Here is a 20,195-nt window from a genome sequence, read left to right as displayed (position 1 = left end):
GGCGCGCCCCCGCCCGTCACCGGTTGCCCGATCCCAACGAGATGAAGATATTTTTCTCCTGGGTGAACGCCAGCAGTTCGCCGAGGCATTCCTCACGGCCGATGCCCGACTGTTTCATTCCGCCGAAGGGGGCTCCAAGAATGTGGCGTGAGGTCTCGTTGATCCAGACATAGCCTACGTCGACGGCCATGGCGGTGCGGTGCGCGCGTTCGAGATCTCGTGTCCAGATTGAGCAGGTCAATCCATACTCCAGTTCGTTGACGACCTCGATCATCGTCGGCTCGTCGGACCATCGCAGGATTCCGAGCACCGGCCCGAAAACCTCTTCGCGGGCCAAGCGCATGTCAGGGGTAACGTCGGCAAACACTGTCGGCTCGATGTACAGGCCGCGCGCAAGAGCTTGGTCGGCCGGTGGCCCCCCGCCGCATATCAGTCGAGCGCCTTCCGCCTGGGCGCTATCGATGAATCCGACTATGCGCTCATGCTGTTTCGCGCTGATGATCGCGCCCATCGAAGTCGCCTCGTTGGACGGATCGCCCGGCTGAAACCGCTGGGCTTCCTCCTCGATACGAGCCAGAACCGCGTCGTAGATGTCCTCATGTATGAACGCCCGGCTCGTCGACCCGCATGATTGGCCGCACCACGCAAAATTCATGCCCTGGATCAAGGCTTTTGCTACTTCGGCGGGATCGGCATCGCCATAGGCTATCAGGGCATTCTTGCCGCCAAGTTCGAGCAAGACTGGCTTGAGCGTTGGACTGGCCTCGCGCATCAGAGCGCGACCTGCAGCCGCGCTCCCCACCAAGCTGATCATCGCCACCTTGGGGTGGGCCGCTAACGCCGCCCCCGTTTCGGCTCCTCCCGTAAGGACGCTGAACGTACCCGACGGCAACAAGCCGTCGATCAGCTCGGCGAAGCGGAGTGCTGACAGGGGAGCCTGTTCGGATGGCTTGACGATTACCGCATTGCCGGCTGCAAGGGGAGCGGCAACCTTGCCGGCGCAGAACAGAAACGGATGATTGAAGGCCAGAATGCGGGCGACGACGCCAAATGGCTGCCTGACGGAGAAGTTGACCGCATCTGGTCCGACGGGGACCGAAGCACCTTTCATCTCCGTCACCAGCCCGGAGAAATAGTCGATGAGCGCGGCTGCCACATGGGAGTCGGCCGCCAGTTCACGGACCGGGTTGCCGCAATCGAGAGCATCGAGTTGCGCCAATTCCTTTGCATTCTGGCGAATGACTGCCGCTACTTCGCGCAGCAGCCGGGCACGTTCGAGGGGTGGCACATCGCGCCAGACCCTGGATCCGACGGCGGCAGCGAGGACTGCCCGGTCGACATCCTCGCTTTCTGCCTGCGCGACATGTGCGATGAGCGAGCCGTTGGCCGGATTGTGCGAGGGACTGTACCCGCCCGCCGTCGGTGCATGCCACCCGCCATCATAGTAAAGGTCGTACTGATCTGGAATTGCCATCTATGCTCTCAATCCTTGAGGGGCGAGCCAGCCTATGACCGGCGATCGCATCAGAATTTCACTTCGACGCCGGCGCCGATACGCCGGGGCAGCTCGTACCTGAGATCGGTGCCAAGCGCGCCGGGCCGAACTTCCTGGATGATCTTCTCATTGGTCAAATTCGTCGCCCAGATCGAGAACCGAAACTTTTCGTCATCCGTTCGCCACGAAATTTCGCTGTTGATCGCCGTATAGGGATCCTGCTTCACGGAATTCAGGAAGTCGAAATAGACGACCGAACTGCGGAACAGGGTGCCGTTGATGTTCAACATTCCCGATGCGAGCGGTACGTCGAGACTTGGAGCGATGTTAAAGGTCCAGCGAGGTGCCCGCGGTAGGCGGTTGCCCGACACATCCGCTTGCGACACGATATTGCCTCCCGTTGGCCGGGGAATGAAAACTTGCGCGAGCGGAAAATCGTCATATTCCGCATGGGCGTAGGCGACCGCCGCGTTGACCCGGAAATGATCGGTTGGCGCCAAAGTGGTTTCGAGTTCGCCGCCGTAAAGAGTGGCGTTCGCGGCGTTCTGCAGGACATAACCGGGACCCAACGGATCGCGGGCAGTGACCTGCAAATCCTTATAATCATAACGATACAAGGCGAGATTGGCGCGCAGCCAGGGCGTGATGTCAGACTTGATACCGCCTTCGAGGGCTTTGAGCGTCTCGGGATCGACCGCGAGAGGCGACACGCCAGTCATGTTGAACACACCGCTTTTGAAGCCGGTGCTGTAGGTCGCGTAGATATTCGTGTCCGGTCCGATTTCGAACCGGACCGTGCCTTTATACGTGACCCTGTTAAAGGATTTTTCCGCTGTCTGCGGAAAAAGGGCGACGCCGTTTACGATCTGATCGAAACTTCTTTTCTCATGGGTGTAGCGAATGCCGCCCGTCACGAACAGGCGCGGGACGACCTCAAGCGTCGCCTCGGCGAATCCGGCATAGGAGGTCGTCTTCAGGACGGGGTCGAATGTGCGCACGAGCAGTGGCTGGCTCGGATCAGCGCGACTGCTCAGAATGAAGTTGGCGTCGCCGGAGAGGTGGAAGGCATATAAACCAGCGATCCATTGAAGCGGCCCGGAGCCGGACGAGAGCAGGCGCACTTCCTGACTATAATATTCCGATGCGATTTTGGGGGCCACAAAAGTCGCGAGCAAGATATTCGACGAATCCGAATCCGTCGCCTGAGAGGTTCGGTTGGAGGCATATGCCCCGGTCGTCTCCAGATTGACCCCGCCTAGATCGAAGCGTGTCTGCAAGGCGACACTGTATCGCCGGGTGGCGAGCGAGGGGCGCAGATCGGCGGACAGCTGCCAGGGTTTCAACGGGAGGATCGCGCCGGGAAAGGCTCGACCTGCCGTGTTATTCTCATAGGGCTGGTAGACATTCTCCGAGCCCTTGCGATCGAAATATTCTCCCGTGAGGACGATCTTGTTTCCGTTCTCGCCGCGGTACATCAGCTTGCTGCGGACATCGACAACCTGATAGCCGCCAGCTTTCCCACCGCGCACGAGATCGTCGACAAAACTGTCCGTTTTGCGGTAAATTCCGGCGATATCGGCTGCAATCGTATCGGACAGGCCACCAGTCAGATAGCCGCGCACATTATAGTCTCCGTCGCCCGTCTCGAGGGCGGCCGCGCGCGCCGAAACCATGCCGCTGAAGTCGAAACTGGGATCAGGCGTAATGACATTGATCAACCCGCCCGTCGCGTTCCGACCGAATATTGTCCCCTGCGGCCCGCGCAGGACCTCGACGCGGTCGACCTTGACGAGATCGGTCCAGGTGGAAAATGGGTCTCCCTGGTAGATTCCATCGACATAGGTTGCTACGTTTGACTCGTCCCCGACCGAAATACTGCTCGACCCCACCCCGCGGATAACGGGCAGGAACACGCCCGCAGCGCGGCCACCGAAGAAGCCGGGCACGACCTGAGTGAGATTCCGGATGTCGGCCGCACCCGAACGGCCAAGCGATTCCGAAGTCACGGCGGTCACCGCGACCGGCACATCCTGCAACTTCTGTTCCCGGCGCGTCGCGGTCACGACGATATCTACGAGGCCGCTCTGCGTCGAGGTTTGATCCTGATCCTCGGCTGGGGCCGACGGGCTGGGCGCGGACAAACCGCCAACGGGCGCCGTTTGCGCCATGGATGGCGCGGCGGTCACGGCTGCCGTCATCATCAGCAGCGCTTTGGATGCAAAAAGGCCTTTCATTTTCGGTCTCCCTCCCGATTATTTAGTAATTGATTTATAAGGTTATTCTGTCACCGCTCACAAAGGAAACACCAGATACCGCGGCACGACCGCGTTGTCGGTCACCGCGTTCCGCGACAGAAAGCGACATTGATCGTCTTCCATTCGAATAATGTCCTCGTAGGTCCCGGCGGCCAGCTGCTGCGGCAGCCCGGTATCGTCGGGGGTAAAGATCACGGAGAAGTTCGAGACCATGTCGACGAGACCATCCGCGCGGCGGCTGGCGTGCACGCGCTGAACGAAATGCCGGGTACGATAGTCCTGGAATGTACCCGCCCATATGTCTTCGATGAAGGTGCAGCGATCGATTAACCTGTCGCGGCAGTCGTCGAGCATCATCGCCACGCGCAGGCCGCTCTCGACATCGTTGCGCGCGATGCAGATGTAACTCGCGCTCGGATCATCTTCGAACGTGTCGAGCCACGACCGCATTTTCTTCCCGTCCAGTGCCGACATATATGCCGACTGGAGTTCATCGAGCCGCGCGAGCTCGTCGAGCGTCAAGCGCGTCATGCCTCCCTCCTCCGGAAGCCCATGGCGGCGCGATAATATTCCCAGTGCGGAAGATTGCCGCTCTCGTCGTTCTGACGGAATTCGAACCCGAGCCGGGATGGATCGGTGACGCCTTTTTGGAAGATGGCCTTGCCGGGGGTGCGATTGCCGATCTGGACCCGGTGGAAAACCGAGGCGTCTTCCATACTGATCAGGCCGGACGGGCCGATCGCGTTGGAGCTTTGCCTTATTCGGTGCAAGACCATCGCGTCATCGTCGTCCTGATGCGCGAAATAGGCGTAGGTGACTTCCACCTCGTCGATTGCGACAGGCGTAGCGAAACGGATGCTGATGACGTTCAGGTAATTTGAGGCGACGAGCATCGGAAAGAGAGCGAGCACGCTGGCGTTTTTCGGCCGCCCCTCGTCGCGAAACTCGATGACCGAAGCATCGCGGATTACGCTCGTGGGCTGGGGAACGGTCAACTCGGTTTCGATGCAATAATGGCCACGTCCGGTAGTCGCATACTGGCGGCCTGCGCCGCCCTGCCAGTTGAGCATCGTGAACGCCTGGTGCAGGAGCGGCGGATGATAGCCGTCGTTGTCGCTATAGGCTTTCCAGTTGGTCAGATACCGGACCCGATGATAGCCAATCAGCTTGAGGCGTCCGTCACCGGCCATGATGTCCAGCAACGACCCTTTCGCTTCCTGCAGGAAGTCGTCGAGGCTTTCGGTGTCCGGCGACAGCGTCACGAACAGGAGGCCGCCGACCGATTCCTGCCGCGGCTGGGTCAGCGGATAGTCTTTCTTGTCGAAACCGGGGATGAATTCGCGCTGATTGGGGCAGCCGACCAACTCGCCCTCTTTGTTGAACAGCCACCGATGATAGGGGCATTCGAATTCGGCTCGATTGCCCGAAGGCTTTACCTCGATCTGGGTGCTGCGATGTGAGCAGGCGTTGAAGAATGCCCTGACCCGTCCGTCGTCGCCGCGGATGATGAGCAGGGGGACGTCCGCAAGATTGCAGGTTTTGAAGTCCCCCGGGTGCGGCACTTCGCTTTCGTGCGCAACGGGATGCCACTCGGCTCCACGGAAAATCCGGTCGATCTCGGCTTGGTAGAGGTCTTGCCGGACGAAAATCTCCTTGGGGATTTCGTTAAAATTTGCCGGCCAGACAATGTCTTGAAGATAAGCCTCCGGAACCGTCATCTCCCATCCTTTCTCTTTGCTATTTCGCCGCCCGCGTCACCTCGCGATGCGGTCACATTCATCCCATGCCCGCTGCCCACCGGGGCCCAAGTCTATGTGGACAACTCCTTGATTTTCGGGGTTGCGCCCCACATGCAGAAGCTCTTCGGTTCAAAGCCGAACTGGCGTTCCCTGTAGGTCTCTTCGTCGACCTCGCGCACGCCGACGGAATATTCAAAGACCATCCCGTCGGGACCCTCGAAATATACGAACCGCGCGCCCGAAGTCGGATGCCGGCCGGGTCCGAAGACGATGGGAACCTTATGCTGGCTAAGCAGCGCGTAGCTGCGCTGCACATCGTCGATCGACTGAACCTGGTGGTTGATGTGCTGGATACCGCACCGGTCTGCGGGGACGAGCGCGATGCTGTGGTGAATCTGGCTCAGACGGAGCAGCGGGAGCTCGCCTACCCGGTCACTGACGCGTGCATTGCATATTTGGGTCCAGAAATGCTCATCGCGACCGGGATCCCGGCTGAACAGACCGACGTGACTGAAACCCGTAATTCCCGCGTCGCGAGACAGCTGCGCGCCATTGCCACCGATCTGCGGCGAAACCGCGAATTCGATGCGTCCCCCGCTGGGGTCACGAAAGGCTATGAATTCGGAAACGTGCCGCTGCTCGCGTTCCTCATGCGAACCGTAGCACACCTCATACCCTAATGCTTCGAGCGTTTTCGCCGCATTGAGGAGATCCTCCCCATTCGCCAATTCGAAGCCGACAATCGTTTCGGATGGGTCGCCGATCTCGTAGCTCATCGTGCTCATGCGACTATCGGAGCGAAACGACAGGCGATCAACCGCGCGATCGACAGGCTCCAGGCCAAGTATTCGCGTGGCGAAATCGGTAGCGGCCGCGACATCCGGTGTCTTGAGACGAGTATAAGCGATGTCAATGATGTTGATGGTCATGGCAACGTTCCTCCCAATTCTTCGAGGTTGGAGGTCGAACCCCAACTGCATAGCGAGGCGGGAGAATCGGCAAACTGCCGTGGCCGGCGTCCGACGGGCGACGGATCCGATCGGGTCGAATAGGTGAAATAGCTGTCGGGCGAGGGCCCGCTGAAGGTCAGAAACACTTCACCGCTCGCGGGTTCCTTGCCTGGGCCGCGGACAATGCCGACCTGCCGGTCAAGGAGAAAATATTTCGACTGCATCACGGCGTCGATGCTCTCGACCTCAAACCCCACGACGAGGAAGCTCTCGCGCTTGCTCGGCACAATCATGATCCTGTGATGCTGATCGTCCCAGCCGAGGTAGATTGCGTCGCCCACCCGATCGGTGATCCGCGCTCCGAGGATGTCCACCCACACAGCGGCGTCAGACGCCGGGTCCCGGCTGCCGAGGATCACGTGTGACAGGCCGACAATTCCCGCATCGCGCGATGGAAAATATCGCTCGCCGCTCTCCTCGGCCCGAACGACCAGCTCGATGAGATTGCCGCTTAGGTCGCGACAGGCGAGCCCCGCGTGATAGCGGCGGCTTCGACACAGATCGTGAGGGATCGCCTCGACATCCCAATTTCGCTCCCTGAGTTTCCCGGAGACTTCCTGCAGCTGCTCGACGGTTCTCAGCGACACCGCCACGCTGGGCCGGAGGCTGCTCCCGGAACCGTCGAACTCCAGGCAATAGGACCGAGAGTCAGAACGGAACCGTTCGGCTTCCGGCAACCGTTCGCTGTGCTGCAGGCCGACGGTATCAACGGCGAGCCGCGTGGCTTCGCTAAGCGACTGAACCGGGATCCGTACGAACCGTAGCTGCTCCAGCATTTGCCACCTCAAATCCAATGATCAGTCAGTCTGTACTGTTTGTTTTGATTCGGGGCAAGCCTTATCGCGAGTCCCGAGAGGGGTGTCGTCATGACCGGGGCGATGTGCTGAGCGGCACCTGGCAGCATAGGGTTGTTATCGCCCGCTCGTCGCGAACGTTCGATCCTTCAACGCGCAGGGCCCGAGGCAAAGAGCGGCCGGCTTCGGCGAGCCCGTCGAGAGCGATCTGGTAGTCCCCGCTGCCCCGATATCAGACGTGTCGTGTCGGGCGATCCGCCGAAAGGGGAAGCACTAGCTTGTTCGGTACCCGACCGCGTGCGAGCCTCTTCAGGATTGGAAGCGCGTTGGGATAGGCGTCGGCGAATGCCAGAGGCTGACCGTCGGCGCCCAGCCTCACTTCAAAGACCGGCCCGTCGCCACAAGCGCAGCCACCGGCACTCTGTCCTCGCATGAAGCGCTCGGGTTGAGCCATGTCGGTCTCCAAGCAGAGATTCGTTTCCTAGTAGACAACACGTTGCACAAAATGGCTCGTCGGTCAATTGGCGTTGGCATGCGAAGCCAAGAGCGGTCTGCCTCGAGGAAGAGCCCTCACCGCCGAAAGATCGCCGGCTCGGTCGGACGATTTTGCTGACACGACAAGAGGTTAGGTAGGGCTCCCTGCCGCCATATTCGCAATTCGTTAGTCGTCAGTGCTGGCGATTTGGTGCAGAGGGGGCAGAACGGCGGCGGTGCGCCGCCGCAAACGCGAGCGGCGCCAATTGGGGAAATCGGCTTGCTGACGATGAATGGCGTCGGCCATTTCAAATCTTTCAATGCTTCTATCGAGGAGGCATGTCTTCCGATCCGCTTTCGAGATTGCCTGACATTTTCGTCAGCAATGCGCGGACCGCGCGTATTTCAGTCGGTGAAATCATATGGAGCAGCCGCGCGTAGATCATGTCGGCTTCGGCGCGCAGCTGGGGCAGGATTTCGATCGCTCGGGGTAAGAGATGAAGCTCCCAGACGCGCCGGTCGCCCTTGGCAGCGCGCCGTTCCGCGAGCGTCATTCTTTCCAGCTGGTCGACAACATGGCCAACGCTGGCACGCTCCAGTTCGAGCATTTGGCGAGATCGGTCTGGGTAATGCCCGGGGTCCGATAAATATAGACGAGCGCGCGCCACTGGGTTCGGGTCAATCCGAAGCGCGCCATTGAGGCGTCGAACAAGCGGCGAAGTTTGCGTGGCACTTCTTCGATGACAAAGACAAACTCGTCTGAGTCCGTCAGAAGACTTTTCCCGAGAGAAGCATCGCTGGTGCTGCGAAAGTCGACCATCGGCTGAAACTGTAAAGCCACTATCGGCATATGAACATGCTTTACTGTAAGATATGATACAGTATGATGCCTGAATGTATGATCGGACGATCACGCTTGCGGGAAAAGCGGGCCATGCAATCGCGGCGTCGATCGATGGACCGGAACTGGGCTTTCCGGTGATTTTGGCGCACGGCGGCGGCCAGACCCGCCGGGCGTGGAAGTCGGTGACCCGTCAACTCGCGAGCCACGGTTTTCGGACGATCGCCGTCGATATGCGCGGGCACGGCGAGAGCGCTTGGGCCAGTGATGGGGCTTATGACATTTCCGATTTCGCGGCCGATCTCGTTGAGATCGCTGCGGCGATGCGAAGAAAGCCGGCGATGATCGGCGCATCGCTTGGGGGGCTGGCTGGGATCATTGCGGAGGGAAACCGCGCACCGGGGAGTTTTGGATCGCTTACCTTGGTCGACGTCACGCCGCAGATGGAACCGAGCGGCGTTGCCCGCGTGGTCGGTTTCATGGCGGCCCATGCGCGCGAAGGGTTTGCGTCGGTGGAGGAGGCCGCTGAGGTCATTTCCGACTATCTGCCCCATCGGCCTAGCCGGAAGGCCTCGCCTGGGCTCGCCCACTATCTGCGCCGCAAGGACGATGGGCGCTTCTATTGGCATTGGGACCCGACCTTCATCGAAGGAGTTACGCGGCAAGGCGGTGTCTCAAGCGACAATGGCCGCAGCGAACTGAGCGCCGCCGCTGCCAGTTTAGCCTTGCCTGTGCATCTGATCCGCGGTGGGTCGAGCGACCTAGTTTCGCTGGAAGCCGTCAAGCATTTCCGAAGATTGGTCCCGCATATGGCATATAGCGACATCGCGAATGCGACCCATATGGTGGTGGGCGACGAGAATGACGCGTTTGGCAAGTCAATTGTGGAGTTTTTGCTCAGCACCCATGAAATGGAGATGAAGTCATGAACGCCCCACGGGTCGCCCCTGGGCTTGAGGAACTGGGGGAGCTGCTGTTGCTTGCGCCTTTCCACCGCTGGCTCGGGCTCAGGATCGCCGAGGTCGGCACCGACGAGTTGGTGATCTCAATGCCCTGGCGAGACGAAATAATCTCAAATCCGACGGTCGGCGCAGCGCATGGTGGCATTTTATCGGCGCTGATCGATCTTACCGGCCTTTACACGGTCATTGCCATGGGAGGGTCTGCGCGGGCTACGGCAAACTTGCACGTCGATTTTCACCGACCGGCCTTGCCAGGGCTGATGCGGGCGATCGGCAGGCCGGTCAAACTGGGTCGGCAGATAAGCATAGCCGGGACGCGGATTGTGTCTGCAGACGGAACCTTGATAGCGAGTGGTAGAGGTGCTTACGTCGCCTGACCATCGCGCAAGAGTCGTGGCACTTCTCGCAGCCATCGTGCTGGTGCGGTCCTGCCTCGGCGACCTTTTGATCATCGCTGATCGGCTGCGGCGAGTTATCGAGCGGAACTAAGTCTTAGGGCATAGTTGCGGCACCGCGTTTGGCGCTGTCATGCGTCGCGCCGAACGCTCGAGCAAGATGCGCAGGGCGAGATGGTCCGCCTTCGGTTCTACTTGCTCTACTCGCGTTCGTATTGAACCGCTCCATGATCGAGAAAGCGGTCCTTCATGCCCTTCGAAAGCCGGCTGTCAGCACAACCACGCGGTGTCCAGCCCCCTCCGTTGAGCCAGACCGCTACCTCACGGCGCGGCCTGGCCCAGGCACCATAGGCGAAGTTTTGCCGATCGGGTCAGGGCGCCGGAGTGCGGTTCGCAATCGCATCCTCGATCAGATCCTGCATGACCTGCTCGAGCTCGACGCCCTTGCGGTCGCCTCCGCTCGATATTTCGGTCGCGATCAGGGCATAATAGCCGGTCTCGCGATCGATCCAGCCGGTCCAGCCATAGGCGCCGGGCGAAGAGTTGATCTTCGACGTCGCGCACGCCGAGGGCGTGTCGCATTCGACGAAGGAGCCGAGCGCATATTCCCAGTTCACTGTGCTCGCCGGAACGAAAACACGCGGCAGTCCGATCGTGCGCGGCTGCGTGAAGGCCGTCATGTTGGTGATGAAGCTGCCGCCGAGGAACGCGCGCAGCAGTTTCGCATAGTCGCGCGGCGTGGAGAAGGCGCCGCCGGCCACCCACGGATTGGTTGGGACGGTCGCGGGGGGGTGGGGATCGTACCACGTGGTGCTTGACATCCCGAGCGGGATGGTGACGTGCTGCGCAAACAGTTCGTGGAAGTTCCGCTCGCGTGCTGGCGACGTTCCTGGTTCTATGCTTGTATCCTTGGCCTCCAAATACGCCCCTGCGACCTGAATGCCGTGAGGACCGTAGCTATATTGAGCACCAGGCGCATTGCCCGGGCGCAGGATGTCGTAGCGCAGGTCGTGGATGCTCTTGGCGCAGTTATAGAGACCAAAAGTCGGGAGAAGCTGGCAGCCGCCGACGAGCGGGCTCGCATTAAAGCCCGATGTCATCGACAGCGTATGCTTGAGTTTGACATCCTTCTTCGTTCCGCTCGTCGTCCAGAAGGCGAGTGGTGGCCGCATCGGATCGTCGAGCGTGGCAATGCCCGCCTGCACCATGCGCATGCCGAGCGCGCCAGCAAACCATTTGGAAGCCGAGGCGAGCGGTGTCACCCGGTCGATGCCAAAACTGCCCTTGTCGAATTCGAAAAGATAAGTGGGATCGGACGCGTTCCCGACAATGAAATAGCCACTAGCGACTTCGGTGTCAGCGACGATCGCGGCCTTCAGCGCTGTCCAGTCATAGGTGTAACCGCCGACGGTCGTTGTGAGGCTTGCGGTCGCGAGCGCCGACGCAGCGGATGCCGTCGCCTTGGCGGCGGACGGCGCGGGTGGCAGTTGGACCATCGGACGCGTTTCGCCGCCGTCGCTGCTCCCGAAGCCACTTTGCGCCGCAAAAACCGCTACGCCGACCAATGCGGCGCCGGCGGCAAGCCATATCGATTTCCGTCGTCCAGACATTTTATCTCTCCCAGCTTCGTTGCACGTTTCGAAACGGTGGGCCTGTTTGGCCGAGCGGGCTAAGGCCTGGGTTGGCCTGCCGCGAAATGGATTTTCAGCAGGTGGTCGAGTTGCGCCTTGCGAAAACCGGCGACGACGGCTGACCGGGGCGCGAGATGTGCGAGACGGTCGTCAGTCGGCTGGTACCGGGGCCAGTCAGGCACCAGCGCGCAGTCGGGTACGCCATTCTTCGCGAAAGCGACCCAGCAGGCGGACACGCCTTCGCCGAAGCGGCGATCCTCGTCGTCGACGGGGCCGGCGAGCGAAGCGAAATAGCCCAGCGTCCCGAAAATATAGGGAATTTCGGAGCCATGCCCGGCGCCCTTCGCCCGATCGCGGCGCGCTGCTGCAACATAGTCGAAATGATAGAGGTAGGACGGCGCGCCGGCGGACGTCCGCGCCGCGAGCCATCGCGACGGTGCGACGAACCAGGCGTCGCCCAGAATTTGGCGGGCCAGTTCGTCATCGGCGAGCCCGGTGCCATAGGCGGCGCGGCCCGCCGCCTGGTCGGGCCCGAGATAGGTGAGCGCGGCCGCCGGCGGCACGCCCATGGCGAGGATTACGCTGGCTTCGTTGCTGTTAGCGCCGACGAGGAGCGGCACGTCGATCGGCTCACTGCGCGCAAAAACGCGCCATGGCGCTTCGCGCACCAGCTCGCCGTCGAGAATGGGGCCGACCATCGCGCCCGGCGTCCGGACATCGCCGGCCGCGACGAGCGCGTCGGCCGAAAGCGCCCGGAGCGCGTCGATCGTCGCCGAAGGCGGCGCGCCGGCGCGAGCCGCCAATGCCGTGCCTAGCGCTTCCTGCTCGATAAGCGGGCGCGGGTCGAGTAGGCCGACGCCCGACTGTACGATGGCGCGCGCGAACAGGCCCTTGGCTTCGGAGTGGGCGAGGATCGTCGTCACGCCGATTGCCCCCGCGGACTCGCCGAACAAAGTGACCTTCCCCGGATCGCCACCAAAGGCTGCGATATTTTTCTGGACCCAGCGAAGGGCGGCCATCTGGTCCATGAGGCCATAATTGGCGAGCGCCTCGCGACGCGGCTTGGCTGCGCTCAGAGCCGGGTGGGCAAAATAGCCGAGTGCGCCGAGCCGGTAGTTGATCGTGACAAGAATGACCCCTTGCCTTGCGAAGGCTGTACCGTCGAAAGCCGGGAACGTACCCGACCCGATGACATGCGCACCGCCATGGATCCAGACCATGACGGGAAGTTTCCGCGCGCCGGCCGGGCGCCAGATATTGAGCTGTAGGCAGTCTTCGGATTGATCATCCGCTACTCCACCGGCGACGAGCGCAGGCCGCACCATCTGCGGGCAAGCGGGTCCGAACTTCGCGGCATTGCGAATACCCGCCCAGCGCGGCGGAGCCTGCGGCGCGCGCCAGCGGAGCGCGCCTACGGGAGGCGCAGCGAAGGGAATATCGAAAAAACGCTCGACTCCTGCCTCTGCAGCGCCCGTTAGTCGCCCCTGCGCCAGCGTCGCTTGCGGAGGGGCAACCGCCGCCGCGGCGGATGCTGAAGCGAGCAGCGTCGCGGCTCCAGCACATGCTGCCATGACCCATTGCCGCATTTCGCCGTCCCTTTCGTCTCGGCTGGCGGCCGCAGGCCGCGGGCAAGCATATCCCCTAGAAAGAAATGCGGCCCTCGACGCCTATCACCCGGGGTTGGCTGTAACGGTTGATCGTCGGCGCCTGGGCAACATAGTAGAGCTTGTCGAAGAGGTTGTTCGCGAAGGCGCTCACATTGACCTTTCCGAAGTCGACGCCGATGCGAAGATTGACGAGGACATAATTGTCGAGGTCGACCGACGTTGCGGTCAGCTCCTGCTTGCCACCCCATTGTCCGCTGACAAGCACATTGCTCGTCAAGGCAACGTCGCCGGTGACCGGATAGCGAAGATTGAGGTTCGCCGAGGCGAGCCAGTCGGGAACCTGCGCGAGATCGAGACCGTCGTATCGGCCCGTCTTGACCTTGCCGCCCTGCCGCGAGCCGCTGAGCGCGAGGCGGCCGTCGCCTTCTCCAAGGTCGAATCCGTGGCTATATTCTGCCTCGATACCCCAGCTCTTCGCATTACCGGCATTAGTGAGATAGGCGACCGCGGCGACCGGGCAGGCCGCGTTGGTCAGCGCGCATCCATCGTCGACCTGCGCGATCAGATCCTTGAGCTCGGTATAATATCCCGCGATTGCGAAATAGCCGCGCCGCACCGGGCTGCCCTTGATGCCGACCTCATAGGAGGTGCTGCTTTCGTTGCCGAACAGTACCTGTACCGGGCTCGGAGCGCGGGGATCGGACAGGCGCGTGTTGAAACCGCCGGCGCGGTAGCTGCTGCCGACCTTGCCATAGGCGAGAATATTTGGAGTAAGTTTGTACGAAAGCGTCGCATTGTAGGAGAGATTGTCGGCGCTGATGTTGTCGTCGATAATCCGCGATGACCCGCCTGTTGGCAGGCCTGTCGCGAGATCATAGAGCCGCGCGCTGATGCTCCGGCTGTCGCGTGTATAGCGGAGCTCGCCGGTCAAGTTGAGGCTGTCGGTGATATCGAAACCGAGCGAACCATAAGCCGCATAGCTTTCGAAATGGAGCCGGGCGGGGGCGATGTTGCCCGGAGAAGGATTGGCAAGCGTCGGCGTGCGCGTCGTCGTCACGGAGAAATCGCTGTCGAGCAGCAGCATCTCGGCGCCCACGAGCCAGGTCAGACGGTCGCTCGCGCCCGTCACATGGATGTCCTGCGAGAAATTGTCGGTGGTGTCGACGACATAGGAGGCGCCGCTCGGGTCGAGCGGGGTTAGCGCCCCGATCTGACCTGCAGCGCGCGCGCGCGCAAGTTCGGCCGGGCTCACCGCGTCATTGTCAAGGTCATATTCCGAGTGGCGCTTGCGAAAGGATGTTGTCGAGGTGAGGTCGGCGCCGCCCAAGTCCACGCGGATAATCGCCTGCAGTCCATCGACATCCTGGCTGGCACGGGGCGCCGTGTTCCAGGGATAGCGGAAGCGATCCTGGGTATATCCCCCCGGGAAGCCTGGCGTGCCGGCGGGGATGGAAATCTGATAATGAACCGCCGGGGTCGTCAGCCGCTGGGTCTCGGCCATGATGATCGCGTCGACGGGTCCGCGTTTGAGACGGATCTGGCCGCGCAGACCATGACCCTTCTGTTGGTCGAAATAGACGTCGTTGTCCGGATTGTAGAAGAAGCCCTTGTCCTGCTCGACGAGATCGCCGCTGAGACGGATCGCAAGACCTTCGGCAAGCGGAACATTGATCGCGCCTTGCGTCTGGAAGCTGTTATTCTCGAAGCCGTAGCGCGCACTCGCCCAGCCTGAGAGATCGAATTCGGGCTCGGCCGAAATGATATTGATCGCGCCGCCGACCGCGTTGCGGCCATAGAGTGCGCCCTGTGTCCCCCGCAGCACCTCGACCCGGCCGATATCGAGGAGATCGAGGCGGGTGAAGTTTCGCCCGCCCACGGGACCACCGGCGATATAGGCACCGTTGCGATACAGGCCGACGCTGGGATCGCCATTGGTCGCGCGCGCGGTCGACGAGGCGCGGATCGAAATCTCGGAAGTGATCGATGAGCTGAGATTGTTGAACCTGACGCTCGGCTGGTCTGCTAGCAATTCGCCGCTGCCGCTTGCGCCGCCGCGATCGGTGAGTGAGGTGATATCGATGACAGAAGCGGCTGTAGGAACGTCGGCGAGCCGCTCCTCGCGGCGCCGCGCCGTCACGACGATCGCGCCGTCATCGTTCGCTTCCGCCGCGTCCGGAAGAGCTTCGGGCGGTCTGTCTTGCGCGAAAGCAGGCGGAGCGACGGCTACCCAAATTGCGGCCGTGCAGAAAAGAAGGTTCGCCCTGCGTCCCATGGTCACTCTCCCCATTTTGTTATCGCAATTATTATCGATAATTTTGTGCAGAAAACGCGAGCGAGTCAAGCCGGAAAGCGCAATGTCATTGCACGTGGGTCACGGGTTTAGGAGACGACGGCGCTCAGCAGGTCGCGGACGCCCCGCGCCGTAGCGGCAAGCGGGTCAGGTGTGACGGTAGATAAATCGTCGGTCACAGCGTGGTGATGACGGTGTGCGCCAAAGATGCCAGCATGACGTGTGTAGCCGGCCTTTATCACTTCCGAGAGTTCGCCCGCTGTGCCTTCCGCCGAAGGATAGGCCATTTCCAACCCTGGCTGGCCTTTGAATATCTCGCGCGCACGCGCAACGAATTCGGGCGATGTCATGAGAAAACGATAGGGATCGGCACTCGGCAGCGGCAGCAAGCGCCCCGGCATTTCCTGATAGTCACGTGCTGCGGCATTGGCGCCGAGATGCAACCAGAAAGCCGTCTCGCTGGGGGCTGGACCAAACTTGTCGGCGATATGGCTCGCACCGAGATTCTCATATTCATGCCCGCTGTTGCACAGAAAGAGCAGGCTGTGCTGGGGAAACGCTCGGGGCATCCAGTCGGCGAGCGCGAGCCACATCGCGATGCCCGGCCCCCGCTCGCCGGCGCAATCGGTCCAGCCTGAACGCGGCGTCGAGACGACGAGCCAAGGGCGGCCGGAGCGAACGAGTCGCCCGATTATATTCTGAGCTGCCCGAGCCCCACCGCGCCCGCGCAGCGCTAATTTCGCCGCGGCACCGTGGCGCGCGGCTTCAATCACCGGGGCGGCGAGTCGCGGCGCGAGCAAGGCAAGTGGCTTTTCCGATACGGGATGACCGGCCGGGACATTGAGGAGCAAGGCCTCGCCCGTCGGCCCGGTCGTAATGAGAATGACCCCGCTCGCACCGCGCGCAAGCGCATCGGCGAGCGGCTCGCGCGCTGCACGATCTACGAGGCTCGACCAGCGGCGGAAAGGCAGGCGCACTACGGCGATCGCGCCGTCGAGGCGTTCAGGAATTTCTGCGAGGCGCAGCGGCGCAGCGAGTCCAGCCTCGCCGGTTTCGATGGCGAGCGGTTGTGCGACGAGCGGTATCGTGATGTCGCCGAGCCTGAGGTCGCAGCGCGAGGCCTCGAACCAAGGCACGTCAAACGTCTGGCGTTCGACTTCGAATCCGGCACTGGACAGCCGCTTCGCTGTCCAGTCGGCGGTCCAACGATCGCCCTCGCCGCCCGACTGCTTGTTGCCGGCCTCGGTATAGCTTTGGACGTCGGTGAAGAGGCGTTCGGAGCCGAACATGGTCAAATCCCGAGATACAGCGGCAGCGGAGTTAACCTGCAATGCGATCGGCGCCGCGAGGCCCGCCTTAAGCAACGTGCGGCGGTCGGTCGGGAGGCGGCTCATGTCACTTTTGCGCGGCGGCGGCTGGGCTTAGTCTTTGCGTGCCGGGCCTTATATTCCTCGAGTGCGCGCCCGAAACTATTCTGAGTAACGCCGATCAGATCGCGCGCCACCGCATCGGCGGCATCGCCATCGCGCGTGACGATATGGCGGCAAAGCGCGTCGTAGAGGATGGCCGATCGCTTCGCGGCGTCATTGCCATGCGTCTCGATATAGCTGTCGGTATAGACATTGTGCTGCCAGCGCGCGAGCAGCGCGACCCGGTCGAGGAGCTCCAGCGCGAGCGGCGCATTGCTCCGCTTGGCGATGAAGCGGCCGATGCGGTTCGAGACTTTGATATGCTCGAACGTATTTTCGGTGCGCTGGGTGACATCCTTATATTCGACCAGACGGTGCATCAGTTCGCGCCCGTCGCGATCCGTCATCTCGACCGCAGCCAGGCGGCAAACTACACCGAACAGGGATTTCCACAGCTCATAGACCTCGTTCGCGGCATGCTCGTCGATATCGATCACATAGGTTCCGCGCCACGGGACCACCTTCACGAGACCGATCCGCGCAAGATGACGGAATGCTTCGCGCACGGGCGCATGGCTCACCCCGAAGCGCGCGGCGATTTCGCGCTCGCGCAGCCACGATCCCGGCTGGATGCGCCATTCGACGATGTCGTCAGTCAAGAGACGCGCAATGACGCGGTCTTGAGTCGGTGCACTGTCGTCTTCGGTCTTCGTCGCGCCCATTTCTCTCCGTTCGGCTTTCCCTGCTACCGGCACCATCCTAATCGGACAGTGCACGCGAGCAATCGATGATTGCGAATGAAATTATTATCGATAATATCGAGAATGACAAGCACCAGAAAATGGGAGTCGGAACTTGAAGCGCACCATCCTCTTTTTCGCAGCAGCCGTTGCGGCACAGCCGGCCACGGCAGGCGAACCCGCTCCTCTTCCCGGCTGTGCCGCGGCGATCGCCTATTCCGAGGCAAACTCTGGCGTGGCGCTGCTGATCCTTGAGGATGGCGAGGTTCGATGCCGTTCTGCAGATATTGCGACACCGCAGGAACTCTGGTCGGGCACCAAGAGTCTTGTCGGGCTGATGGCGGCGGCGGCCGTACAGGACGGGCTTTTGACGCTCGACGAGCGGGCATCAGAGACGCTCGCTGAGTGGAAGGGCGACGCCGAAAAGGAACAGATCACGCTTCGCCAACTGCTGTCGATGACAGGTGGTCAGGCCTCAACCGTCGGGAGACCCCAAGGGTATTTGGACTCGGTCAAGGCACCGCTCGCGGCGGCACCGGGCGGGAAATTCCAGTATGGCCCTGCTCCGATGCAAGTCGTCGGCGAAATCATGCGCCGAAAGCTCGTCGCCAAAGGCGAGGACGGCAACCCTCGCCATTATATCGAGCGTCGCATTCTAATGCCGCTAGGCGTAACGGTCGGCGATTGGCGCAGCGGCCCCGATGGCGCACCGCTCATGCCGCAGGGCCTAGTGCTGGCCGCATCCGAGTGGGCGAAGATCGGCGAGTTCGTCCGCGGGGGCGGAAAGCTCGAAGGCAGGCCACTTGTCGACGAAGCGACATTCGGCGAGATGTTCCAGGGTAGCCAGGTCAATCCTGCCTACGGTCTCACTTGGTGGCTACCCCGTAGCACGCCGGCTGTCGATATTGTTACTCGGCCCACCGATATCACCAGTCATGCCGCCGAACTACCGGCGGATATGGTCGTCGCCGCCGGCGCGGGCGATCAACGCCTCTATATCATTCCGTCGCTTCGGCTTACGATCGTGAGGCAGGCGAAACTCGACATTGCCGCCTTAGCGGCGGGGAAAAAAGGTGATTGGTCCGATTGGCGGTTCCTGTCGCTGTTGCTGAAACCAGCGAGTGAATAATTTGAAACGCGGGCGAGAACATCTCGGGGGCGATCGAACCTAAGCCGTGCCGCTGCAATATGATCATTGAGAATTGCTGGCTGAATGCAATCGCGGCCCGTGGAGTTTGCCCATGGGCCAGCATGATGACGGTCATTGACAGCCAGCGCGGCGATCGGAACCGAGAGGCGGAACCGTGCGCGCGACGGCGCAGTGGGGCGAAGAAGGATGCAGCATGTTGCGGGGATTGATGCAGGACGCGCCGCTGCTGATCAGCGGAATATTGGAATATGCAGCGCGCGCGCACGGCAAGAGGGAGATCGTCTCGAAGGCTGTCGTGGAGCCGGTTTGGCGGTATGACTGGCACCGCTGCGATCAGCGTGCGCGTCAGGCTGCGCAGGCCCTTGGCGTCCTCGGGATTGCGACGGGCGACGGCGTCTCCTCGCTCGCCTGGAACACTCCCACCGCCACCTCGAACTCTTCTATGCGGCGCCGGGCATGGGCGCCGTATTGCACACCGCCAACCCGCGTCTCAGCGACAAGCAGATCGCCTTCACTATCGCTCATGCAGGGAGCCGCATTCTCTTCTTCGAGCCCAATCTAGCCGAGCTCGTCGCACGGCTGCGTCCTCTCCTTCCGGGTATCGAGCGCTATGTCCTTCTCGCGGAGCGCGGAACGATCGCGCCAGATGTTGCCGACACGTTGAACTACGAAGCGTTGCTGGCAAGCGAGGACGGAGCCCTCACCTGGATGAGCTTCGATGAAAAGGCAGCCGCATTTCTTTGCTACACTTCGGGGACGACGGGCGACCCCAAGGGCGTCCTATACAGCCACCGCTCAATCGTTCTTCACGGGATGGCGGCCGGTCTAAGCAGTGCCTTCGGGTTCAGCGCTTTTGATGTCATCATGCCCTGCTCGTCCATGTATCATGCAACGGCATGGGGACTTCCCTTCACGGCAGCGATCAACGGCTGCAAGCTAGTGCTTCCTTGTGACAGGATGGACGGTGCCAGTCTTGCCGACCTGATCAACGAAGAGGGCGTCACCTTTTCGGGTGGTGTGCCGACGATCTGGACCTTGTACCTCGCTCATCTCGACACTACGGGGACGGGGGTCGGCAATCTCAAGCGCCTCGTGATTGGGGGCTCGGCCGTCCCCCGGGCGATGGCCGAGACATTCCGAGCCAAATATGGTGTCACTGTGCTGCAGCTCTGGGGCATGACCGAAACCAATCCGCTCGGCGTGATTTCGACGCCCTCCCCGCTCCTGATGGCCGAAGGCGAGGATTTCGCGAACGACCTCCCGCTGACGAAGCAGGGTCGCATGCAATTTGGCATCGAACTGCGCATTATCGACGGCGATGGCACGCCGCTCCCCTGGGACGGTGAGCAGGCGGGTGCGCTCCAGGTCCGCGGACCGTGGGTCGTCGATCGCTATTTCCCCGA

The 20,195-nt window shown here is 61.7% G+C and carries 17 protein-coding genes; 4 read left to right on the top strand and 13 right to left on the bottom strand.

The features are described from left to right. Positions 1-16: 16 nt before the first annotated feature. The 8 genes from VGN68_RS10370 to VGN68_RS10335 all read right to left on the bottom strand — a co-directional run bounded on the left by VGN68_RS10370 (position 17) and on the right by VGN68_RS10335 (position 8,617). Complete coding sequence (locus tag VGN68_RS10370) at positions 17-1,474, bottom strand: aldehyde dehydrogenase family protein (RefSeq protein WP_037557626.1); 1,458 nt, start codon at positions 1,472-1,474, stop codon at positions 17-19. 50 nt (positions 1,475-1,524) lie between these two features. After that, positions 1,525-3,729 carry a TonB-dependent receptor gene (locus tag VGN68_RS10365; protein ID WP_081933247.1) on the bottom strand — a complete coding sequence of 735 codons (2,205 nt, stop codon included), beginning with the start codon at positions 3,727-3,729 and terminating at the stop codon, positions 1,525-1,527. Between the two features lie 57 nt (positions 3,730-3,786). After that, a complete protein-coding gene (locus VGN68_RS10360) occupies positions 3,787-4,281 on the bottom strand; it encodes an aromatic-ring-hydroxylating dioxygenase subunit beta (RefSeq protein WP_037557625.1) in 495 nt (164 codons plus the stop codon). Continuing rightward, positions 4,278-5,468 carry an aromatic ring-hydroxylating oxygenase subunit alpha gene (locus VGN68_RS10355; protein WP_037557624.1) on the bottom strand — a complete coding sequence of 397 codons (1,191 nt, stop codon included), beginning with the start codon at positions 5,466-5,468 and terminating at the stop codon, positions 4,278-4,280. The genes VGN68_RS10360 and VGN68_RS10355 overlap by 4 nt, the downstream gene beginning before the upstream one ends. A 92-nt stretch (positions 5,469-5,560) precedes the next feature. Continuing rightward, a complete protein-coding gene (locus VGN68_RS10350) occupies positions 5,561-6,418 on the bottom strand; it encodes a VOC family protein (protein ID WP_037557623.1) in 858 nt (285 codons plus the stop codon). Next, a complete protein-coding gene (locus VGN68_RS10345; RefSeq protein ID WP_052182489.1) occupies positions 6,415-7,275 on the bottom strand; it encodes a hypothetical protein in 861 nt (286 codons plus the stop codon). The genes VGN68_RS10350 and VGN68_RS10345 overlap by 4 nt, the downstream gene beginning before the upstream one ends. Positions 7,276-8,093: 818 nt before the next feature. After that, complete coding sequence (locus VGN68_RS10340; RefSeq protein WP_037557622.1) at positions 8,094-8,321, bottom strand: hypothetical protein; 228 nt, start codon at positions 8,319-8,321, stop codon at positions 8,094-8,096. Continuing rightward, a complete protein-coding gene (locus VGN68_RS10335) occupies positions 8,318-8,617 on the bottom strand; it encodes a MarR family winged helix-turn-helix transcriptional regulator (RefSeq protein WP_037557621.1) in 300 nt (99 codons plus the stop codon). The genes VGN68_RS10340 and VGN68_RS10335 overlap by 4 nt, the downstream gene beginning before the upstream one ends. Positions 8,618-8,745: 128 nt before the next feature. Here VGN68_RS10335 and VGN68_RS10330 point away from each other — a divergent pair, with 128 nt between their 5' ends. Both VGN68_RS10330 and VGN68_RS10325 read left to right on the top strand, forming a co-directional pair. Next, positions 8,746-9,537, top strand: coding sequence for an alpha/beta fold hydrolase (locus VGN68_RS10330; RefSeq protein WP_293647197.1), 792 nt, complete (start codon positions 8,746-8,748; stop codon positions 9,535-9,537). Then, the gene (locus tag VGN68_RS10325) at positions 9,534-9,947 is read left to right on the top strand and encodes a hotdog fold thioesterase (RefSeq protein WP_037557619.1); all 414 of its coding nucleotides are present in this window, start codon (positions 9,534-9,536) and stop codon (positions 9,945-9,947) included. Before VGN68_RS10330 ends, VGN68_RS10325 begins: the two co-directional genes overlap by 4 nt. A 389-nt stretch (positions 9,948-10,336) precedes the next feature. On the opposite strand, the gene VGN68_RS10320 is transcribed toward VGN68_RS10325, so the two are convergent. From VGN68_RS10320 to VGN68_RS10300, 5 genes are all read right to left on the bottom strand, one after another. Then, positions 10,337-11,575, bottom strand: coding sequence for a serine hydrolase domain-containing protein (locus VGN68_RS10320; RefSeq protein ID WP_058539115.1), 1,239 nt, complete (start codon positions 11,573-11,575; stop codon positions 10,337-10,339). A 59-nt stretch (positions 11,576-11,634) separates the two neighbouring features. After that, positions 11,635-13,182, bottom strand: a complete 1,548-nt coding sequence (locus tag VGN68_RS10315) for a carboxylesterase/lipase family protein (protein WP_037557617.1) — start codon at positions 13,180-13,182, stop codon at positions 11,635-11,637. 55 nt (positions 13,183-13,237) lie between these two features. Continuing rightward, the gene (locus VGN68_RS10310; protein ID WP_161786579.1) at positions 13,238-15,340 is read right to left on the bottom strand and encodes a TonB-dependent receptor; all 2,103 of its coding nucleotides are present in this window, start codon (positions 15,338-15,340) and stop codon (positions 13,238-13,240) included. A 242-nt stretch (positions 15,341-15,582) separates the two neighbouring features. Further along, positions 15,583-16,887 carry a hypothetical protein gene (locus tag VGN68_RS10305; protein WP_037557615.1) on the bottom strand — a complete coding sequence of 435 codons (1,305 nt, stop codon included), beginning with the start codon at positions 16,885-16,887 and terminating at the stop codon, positions 15,583-15,585. Then, positions 16,884-17,561 (bottom strand): GntR family transcriptional regulator, encoded by a 678-nt coding sequence (locus tag VGN68_RS10300; protein WP_197411506.1) that lies wholly within the window; start codon positions 17,559-17,561, stop codon positions 16,884-16,886. Before VGN68_RS10300 ends, VGN68_RS10305 begins: the two co-directional genes overlap by 4 nt. Positions 17,562-17,757: 196 nt before the next feature. Between VGN68_RS10300 and VGN68_RS10295 the strand changes: the two genes are divergently transcribed. Both VGN68_RS10295 and VGN68_RS10290 read left to right on the top strand, forming a co-directional pair. Further along, positions 17,758-18,771, top strand: coding sequence for a serine hydrolase domain-containing protein (locus tag VGN68_RS10295; protein WP_327476396.1), 1,014 nt, complete (start codon positions 17,758-17,760; stop codon positions 18,769-18,771). 477 nt (positions 18,772-19,248) lie between these two features. Continuing rightward, a partial coding sequence (locus tag VGN68_RS10290) for an AMP-binding protein (RefSeq protein WP_327476394.1) occupies positions 19,249-20,195 on the top strand: 947 nt, incomplete at its 3' end.

The sequence above is a fragment of the Sphingopyxis sp. genome (assembly GCF_035998965.1).
Lineage (GTDB): Bacteria > Pseudomonadota > Alphaproteobacteria > Sphingomonadales > Sphingomonadaceae > Sphingopyxis.
This window is presented reverse-complemented; position numbering and strand designations above follow the sequence as displayed.

What these genes read in the sequence shown, in the direction of transcription:
- VGN68_RS10370 (WP_037557626.1), bottom strand. Translation starts at nt 1,474, where the DNA reads ATGGCAATTCCAGATCAGTACGACCTTTACTATGATGGCGGGTGGCAT.
- VGN68_RS10365 (WP_081933247.1), bottom strand. Translation starts at nt 3,729, where the DNA reads ATGAAAGGCCTTTTTGCATCCAAAGCGCTGCTGATGATGACGGCAGCC.
- VGN68_RS10360 (WP_037557625.1), bottom strand. Translation starts at nt 4,281, where the DNA reads ATGACGCGCTTGACGCTCGACGAGCTCGCGCGGCTCGATGAACTCCAG.
- VGN68_RS10355 (WP_037557624.1), bottom strand. Translation starts at nt 5,468, where the DNA reads ATGACGGTTCCGGAGGCTTATCTTCAAGACATTGTCTGGCCGGCAAAT.
- VGN68_RS10350 (WP_037557623.1), bottom strand. Translation starts at nt 6,418, where the DNA reads ATGACCATCAACATCATTGACATCGCTTATACTCGTCTCAAGACACCG.
- VGN68_RS10345 (WP_052182489.1), bottom strand. Translation starts at nt 7,275, where the DNA reads ATGCTGGAGCAGCTACGGTTCGTACGGATCCCGGTTCAGTCGCTTAGC.
- VGN68_RS10340 (WP_037557622.1), bottom strand. Translation starts at nt 8,321, where the DNA reads ATGACGCTCGCGGAACGGCGCGCTGCCAAGGGCGACCGGCGCGTCTGG.
- VGN68_RS10335 (WP_037557621.1), bottom strand. Translation starts at nt 8,617, where the DNA reads ATGCCGATAGTGGCTTTACAGTTTCAGCCGATGGTCGACTTTCGCAGC.
- VGN68_RS10325 (WP_037557619.1), top strand. Translation starts at nt 9,534, where the DNA reads ATGAACGCCCCACGGGTCGCCCCTGGGCTTGAGGAACTGGGGGAGCTG.
- VGN68_RS10320 (WP_058539115.1), bottom strand. Translation starts at nt 11,575, where the DNA reads ATGTCTGGACGACGGAAATCGATATGGCTTGCCGCCGGCGCCGCATTG.
- VGN68_RS10315 (WP_037557617.1), bottom strand. Translation starts at nt 13,182, where the DNA reads ATGCGGCAATGGGTCATGGCAGCATGTGCTGGAGCCGCGACGCTGCTC.
- VGN68_RS10305 (WP_037557615.1), bottom strand. Translation starts at nt 16,887, where the DNA reads ATGAGCCGCCTCCCGACCGACCGCCGCACGTTGCTTAAGGCGGGCCTC.